The 5776-nt window shown below is 68.7% G+C and carries 4 protein-coding genes and 1 pseudogene; 2 read left to right on the top strand and 3 right to left on the bottom strand.

Annotated elements, in window-relative coordinates; translation table 11 throughout:
• The first annotated feature begins 511 nt into the window (after positions 1 to 511).
• Positions 512 to 985 carry a hypothetical protein gene (locus ACZ6KF_RS33815; protein WP_469160986.1) on the top strand — a complete coding sequence of 158 codons (474 nt, stop codon included), beginning with the start codon at positions 512 to 514 and terminating at the stop codon, positions 983 to 985.
• Positions 986 to 1014: 29 nt separating this feature from the next.
• The gene (locus ACZ6KF_RS33810) at positions 1015 to 3687 is read left to right on the top strand and encodes a helicase associated domain-containing protein (RefSeq protein ID WP_469242008.1); all 2673 of its coding nucleotides are present in this window, start codon (positions 1015 to 1017) and stop codon (positions 3685 to 3687) included.
• 86 nt (positions 3688 to 3773) lie between these two features.
• Here ACZ6KF_RS33810 and ACZ6KF_RS33805 read toward each other — a convergent pair whose 3' ends face one another.
• The 3 genes and pseudogenes from ACZ6KF_RS33805 to ACZ6KF_RS33795 form a co-directional block, all read right to left on the bottom strand.
• The gene (locus ACZ6KF_RS33805; protein WP_469242006.1) at positions 3774 to 4550 is read right to left on the bottom strand and encodes a hypothetical protein; all 777 of its coding nucleotides are present in this window, start codon (positions 4548 to 4550) and stop codon (positions 3774 to 3776) included.
• A 190-nt stretch (positions 4551 to 4740) separates the two neighbouring features.
• Positions 4741 to 4899, bottom strand: a complete 159-nt coding sequence (locus tag ACZ6KF_RS33800; RefSeq protein ID WP_469242004.1) for an IS3 family transposase — start codon at positions 4897 to 4899, stop codon at positions 4741 to 4743.
• Positions 4887 to 5666 (bottom strand): annotated as a pseudogene (locus ACZ6KF_RS33795) (IS3 family transposase); the annotation flags it as partial. The pseudogene ACZ6KF_RS33795 and the gene ACZ6KF_RS33800, both read right to left, overlap by 13 nt.
• Positions 5667 to 5776 lie beyond the last annotated feature (110 nt).

The raw sequence follows: 5776 nt of genomic DNA, 5'->3' as shown, positions 1-5776 counted from the left end.
CCCGCGGAGCGGGTACCACATCGCTGCGCGATGTGCAAGCGAACACCCGCGCTGCGCGCGGGTGTTGCGCTCCCGCTGCGCGGGAGCGCTGGCGGGTGGCTGCGCCACCCGCTCACCCCTCCTGCTGCGCAGGAGGGGTGACGGTCCGTCCGCTGTGCTCCCGGACCAGCGGGACTGCGTCCCGCTACCAGGCTTCCGCTTCGCTCCAGCCTGGCCGGCGGGTCCGCTGCGCTCCCCCGCCCAACGGTCCTTCCGGCTGCGCCTCCAGAACCGTTGAGGCCCGCTGTCGCGGGCCGGGCTGGCTGCGAGGGTGGGGGTCACTCGTTCGTGTCGGGTTTCAGTGTAGCGGGTGGATCAGGTTGATGCACCATGTACCGTTGGCGGAAACACAGGGCACCCCCCCAACCAGGCGGACCGGGCCGAGGCTCCGTGAGAGGAAAAGTGAAACCGCATGTGGCGTGCTCAGGATGTGGCGCGGGATCAGATTAGGCGCCAGGCAAACGGCCTCGATATGGCCGCCGTTGCGGAGAAGGTCACGGAGGCTGCTGTCCGCGAGCGTGAGACGGCGGAGCGGTTGAGGCGGGGCGGTTCCTTCTCCGAGTTCGAGACGGACCCGGAGCGGCTGGCTGCCATCTGGGCGGCGAACCATGTGGAGTGGCAGCGCGTCAGGGACTTGATGGCGCAGGCCGGTTGGGGTGCGTACGAGCCAGAGCGGGACGCCCAAGGCTCCGTGTGGGCTCAGGAGCGCGAAGAGCGGCGTGACGGTGCTCTCGTGGCCCGGGCCGCCTTCGAGGCGCGGCGGCGGGAGGAGGCGGATGAGCTGCGGGCGGAGCTGTGGCTGTCTGCCGCGCCCAGCCGGCTGATCCGGGCGGCGGCCGATCGGGCCGGGCTCATGCCCGCCCAGGTCGTGGCGCAGCTCGCCGAGCGGGTCGTGGTGGGCGAGGACGGTACGGTGTCAGTCCCGCCCTTCACGCCGTCCCGGTGATTTCCCGAAGCGGTCAGAAATCGAGTGAAATGCCGGGTATTCAGCTCAAGGAACACCAGGTTGACCAGAAGGCGGCTTTCCGTAAGTGGGTGGGATTTCCTGCAAGGTCATCTGTGCCCCCGGAGGGTGCGCGGGGCACGATGGTGTCAGCGACCGGTTCGGGCAAGACGATCACGGCTGCCGCGTGCGCGCTGGAGTGCTTCCCAGGCGGCCGGATCCTCGTCACTGTGCCGACCCTGGACCTGCTCGTGCAGACCGCCCAGGCGTGGCGTCTGGTGGGCCACCGGGCGCCGATGGTGGCGGTGTGCTCGCTGGAGAACGACCCCGTGCTGGTCGAGCTGGGGGTGCGCACCACCACCAACCCGATCCAGCTGGCCCTGTGGGCAGGTTCGGGGCCGGTGGTCGTGTTCGCCACGTACGCCTCTCTCGTGGACCGCGAGGACTTCGACCACCCGATGGGCCAGCGGAAGGTTCGCGGGCCGCTGGAGGCCGCTCTGGCGGGCGGAAAGCGGCTCTACGGACAGCGGATGGACGGTTTCTCGCTCGCCGTCGTGGACGAAGCCCACGGCACCGCAGGTGATCTTGGGAGGCCGTGGGCCGCGATCCACGACAACCAGCGGATCCCGGCGGACTTCCGGCTGTACCTGACCGCGACGCCGCGCATCCTGGCCTCGCCCCGGCCGCAGAAGGTCGGGGAGGGCCAGGAGCTGGAGATCGCGTCGATGGGCCAGGACTCCCAGACCTACGGGCCGTGGCTGGCCGAGCTGGGGCTCTCGGAGGCGATCGAGCGCGGAATCCTCGCGGGATTCGAGATCGACGTGCTGGAGATCCGCGACCCATCCCCCGTCTTCGGCGAGTCGGAGGAGGCGCTGCGGGGCCGGCGCATGGCGCTGTTGCAGACGGCGCTGCTGGAGCATGCCGCGAAGTGGAACTTGCGCACCGTGATGACGTTCCACCAGCGGGTTGAGGAGGCCGCGGCGTTCGCGGAGAAGCTGCCGGAGACGGCGGCCGAGCTGTACGTCAACGACGTCTCCGACGAGGACTTGGCAAAGGCGGAGGCCCTGCCGAAGTCGTCGATCGACGCGGAGTTCTACGAGCTGGAGGCCGGCCGCCACGTCCCGCCGGACCGCGTGTGGTCGGCGTGGCTGTGCGGCGACCACCTCGTGTCTGAGCGGCGCGAGAAGCTGCGGCAATTCGCGAACGGCATCGACGCGAACAACCGGCGCGTCCATCGGGCGTTCCTCGCCTCGGTACGCGTGCTCGGGGAAGGCGTGGACATCACCGGCGAGCGGGGAGTGGAGGCAATCTGCTTCGCCGACACCCGCGGCTCCCAGGTGGAGATCGTGCAGAACATCGGCCGCGCGCTCCGGCTCAACAAGGACGGCAGCACCAAGGTGGCCAGGATCATCGTGCCGGTCTTCCTCCAGCCCGGCGAGGACCCGCAGGACATGGTCGCAAGCGCCAGCTTCCGCCCCCTCGTAGCCGTTTTGCAGGGCCTGCGCTCGCACGATGAACGTCTGGTGGAGCAGCTCGCCTCCCGCGCCCTCACCCACGGCAAGCGCAAAGTACACATCCGGCGCGATGAGGAAGGACGGATCGTCGAGGCTGGCGGCGCGGTGGGCGCGGACCAGGAGCAGGACGACACCGACGGTGCGGTCGAGTCGGCGCTGCTGCACTTCTCCTCCCCCAGGAACGCGGCGACCATCGCGGCCTTCCTGCGCACGCGGGTGTACCGGCCGGAGTCGTTGGCGTGGCTGGAGGGGTACGAGGCGCTGCTGCGGTGGCGCAGGGAGAACGGGATCACCGGCCTGTACGCCGTGCCGTATGACACCGAGGTCGAGGTCGGCGTCACCAAGGACTTCCCCCTCGGGCGGTGGGTGCACCAGCAGCGCAAGACACTGCGCGCTGGCGAACTCGACCCCCACCGCAAGGAACTGCTCGACGCGCCCGAAGCCGGGATGGTCTGGGAGCCCGGCGAGGAAGCCTGGGAGGCCAAACTCGCCGCGCTGCGGTCCTACCGGCGAGCCACCGGACACCTCGCCCCGCGTCAGGACGCCGTGTGGACCGACCCCGCCGATGGGACGCAGGTGCCGATCGGGCAGCACATGGCCAACCTCCGACGGAAAGGCGCAAAGAACGGCCTGGGCAAGGACCCGGAACGGGCCGCTGTTCGCGCGGCGCAGCTCACCGCCATCGACCCGGACTGGAACTGCTCCTGGCCCCTCGACTGGCAGCGCCACTACCGCGTCCTCGCGGACCTGGTCGATGCCGACGGCAGCCTGCCCGACATCGCACCCGGCGTACTCATGGACGGCGATGACATCGGACGATGGCTCCAGCAGCAGCGCAAGCCGAGCGCCTGGGCACAGCTGTCGACCGAGCAGCAGGAACGACTTACCAGGCTGGGCGTACAGCCCGACCAGGCGCCGTCTCCTGCCCCGGCGGCCGCGCGGGCGACGAAGGGCCCGAGCAAGGCGCAGCAGGCGTTCCAGCGGGGCCTGGCGGCCCTGGCGCAGTGGGTGGAGCGGGAAGGCGCCGGCCGGCCGGTGCCGCGCGGCCACGCCGAGGAGATCGCCGTCGATGGGAAGGAGCCGGTGACCGTGAAACTGGGCGTATGGGTCTCGAACACCAAAAGCCGCCGCGACGAGCTCACCCAGGAGCAGCTGGGCGCACTGCGGGAGCTGGGCGTGGAATGGGCATAGCCCACTGGGCTCCCGGGCCCTCACGGTCCGGGGTGTCTGCGGCCGACGTGTGACAGTGCAGTTGCGCCAGCACGGCTCTTCGCCAGCTACTGGTGACACGTCCTTCTGATGTCGTACAGCCCCTTGGCTTTTCCGGTCAGCAGGGTCGTCATGTAGAGCATGTTGAGCAGCACCTCGGTGGAACTGGATAGGCGCACCTGGACGACGTTTCCCACCTGGCTGTGCACTGTGCGCTCCAGGAGCCCGAGCGTGGCCCATTCCCGACCGTGCGCAAAGCCGCTGCAGATCTGCCAGAGGTTTTGAGCGGGTGCCGCGTTGCCGTCTCGGACGACCTCGTCCACGTACTTCAGCTGGCGCTGCGTGCTCCAGCGGCCGCAGATATCGTTCGGGTCCAGCCCGTGCTGTGTCGCGAGGTCTCTGATCTCCTGTACCCGTTCCGCGTGAGTCCTGCCAGACGGCTGGAGACCGGAGAGTTCCATGAACTCTTTGCCGTTGCTGACATTCTCGTAGGCCCGCTTGAGGCAACGCCGTATCCGCTCCTGGCGGCTGCTGGGCTCCAGAAGCCAGATCGCCTCGCCGGCGGCTTCGACCGCTGCCCGGAGCAGGCTGTAGGGGGCGTAGGAGTGAATGACCTTCGCCTCGAAGAGCAGGGCCTGTACCGCGTGCAGGTGGTCGACGGCATGCACAAAACACTGGTACGCGGCGCTGGACATCCTGAGGGTGGGCACCTTGGCGTCGTCTCCGCTGAGGCTGCTGCCCGCCTCCACCACAGGACTGGGCTCGCTTGTCGCTTTCTGCCACTCATTGATCTGACGCAGGGCACGGGCAACGTGAGGCGGCACGGCCGTCTGACTCTTGGACATGCCTCATGATGGCGTCGCTGCAAGACCTTTCATGCCCCATTTTTTGGGCCCGCGCTGCGGCACCTGGCCCGCCGTGGCGCCCGCCTCTCATGGCGTCACGGCCACGCCAATGCGAACGCAGCCGATAGAACAACAGGAGCTCAACTGTGCCTTGCCGCCGGACTGAACCGTTCTGGGTTCGGTAGAGATCTCAGATGTTGGGTGTGACCTGGGGTTTCGTGGTTGCGAAGTAGTGGTTGTTCTCGTATTCGACCGGCGGGACGTGGCCTATCTCACCGTGGAGTCGCCGGTGGTTGTACCAGTCGACGTACTCGGCGGTGGGAGCTCGACGTCGGACAGCGTCTTCCAAGGCCGCCGGGGCTTGATCAGTTCGGTCTTGAACAGGCCGATCGTGCTCTCCATCAAGGCGTTGTCATAGGCGTCGCCCACCGATCCGATGGAGGCGGCGATGCCGGCGGCCTCCAGATGCTCGGCGAGCCGGAAACTCGTGTACTGCGACCCGGCATCCGAGTGATGTATCAACTCGCCGGGCTGAACGGGACGTTGGTCGCGGTCGCGTTGCCACAGCGCCATCTCCAGGGCGTCCAGCACGAAGACCGTTTCCTTCACGGTGGCCGCGGACCAGCCGACGACCCGGCGGGAGAAGGTGTCCACGACGAAGGCGACGTAGACGACACCTGCCCAGGTCTTCACGTGGGTGAAGTCCGCGACCCAGCAACGGTTCGGGGCGCCGGCGACGAAGTCGCGGTCGACGAGGTCCGGGGCCCGGCCGGTCTGGCCGCCGGGCAGCGTGGTGATCACACGCCGGCCGCGGACGACGCCGGTGATGCCGAGCTCGCGCATCAGCCGTTCGACGGTGCAGCGGGCCACTGCGTGGCCCTGCCGGTTCAGTTCCCGCCAGATCTTCCTCGCGCCGTAAACACGGTAGTTGGCCTCGAAGACCTCGCTGATGCGCTCTTTCAGCTCGGCGTCCCGCACGGTCCTGGCGGACGGCGTGACCTCTCGTTTGTGGTGGGCGTAGTAGGTGGCAGGGGCGATCTTGCAGTCGTGCTCCGTCAGCACGCGGCAGATCGGCTCGACACCGCCGAAGCGGTCCCGGTGCTCGTCGATGAACGCTACGAGCGCGTGTGTGGCCGGTCGAGCTCGGCGATGCTCCTATGTCAAGCCGCGGCGGGAAGCCGCATGTCGGCCGGTGACGCGGCGGGCTGAGCGTCGGACTCATCGGC

The organism is Streptomyces sp. NPDC046379, assembly GCF_055587785.1.
Note: the sequence above shows the minus strand (reverse complement) of the source record. Positions and strands in the feature narration are given on the sequence as shown.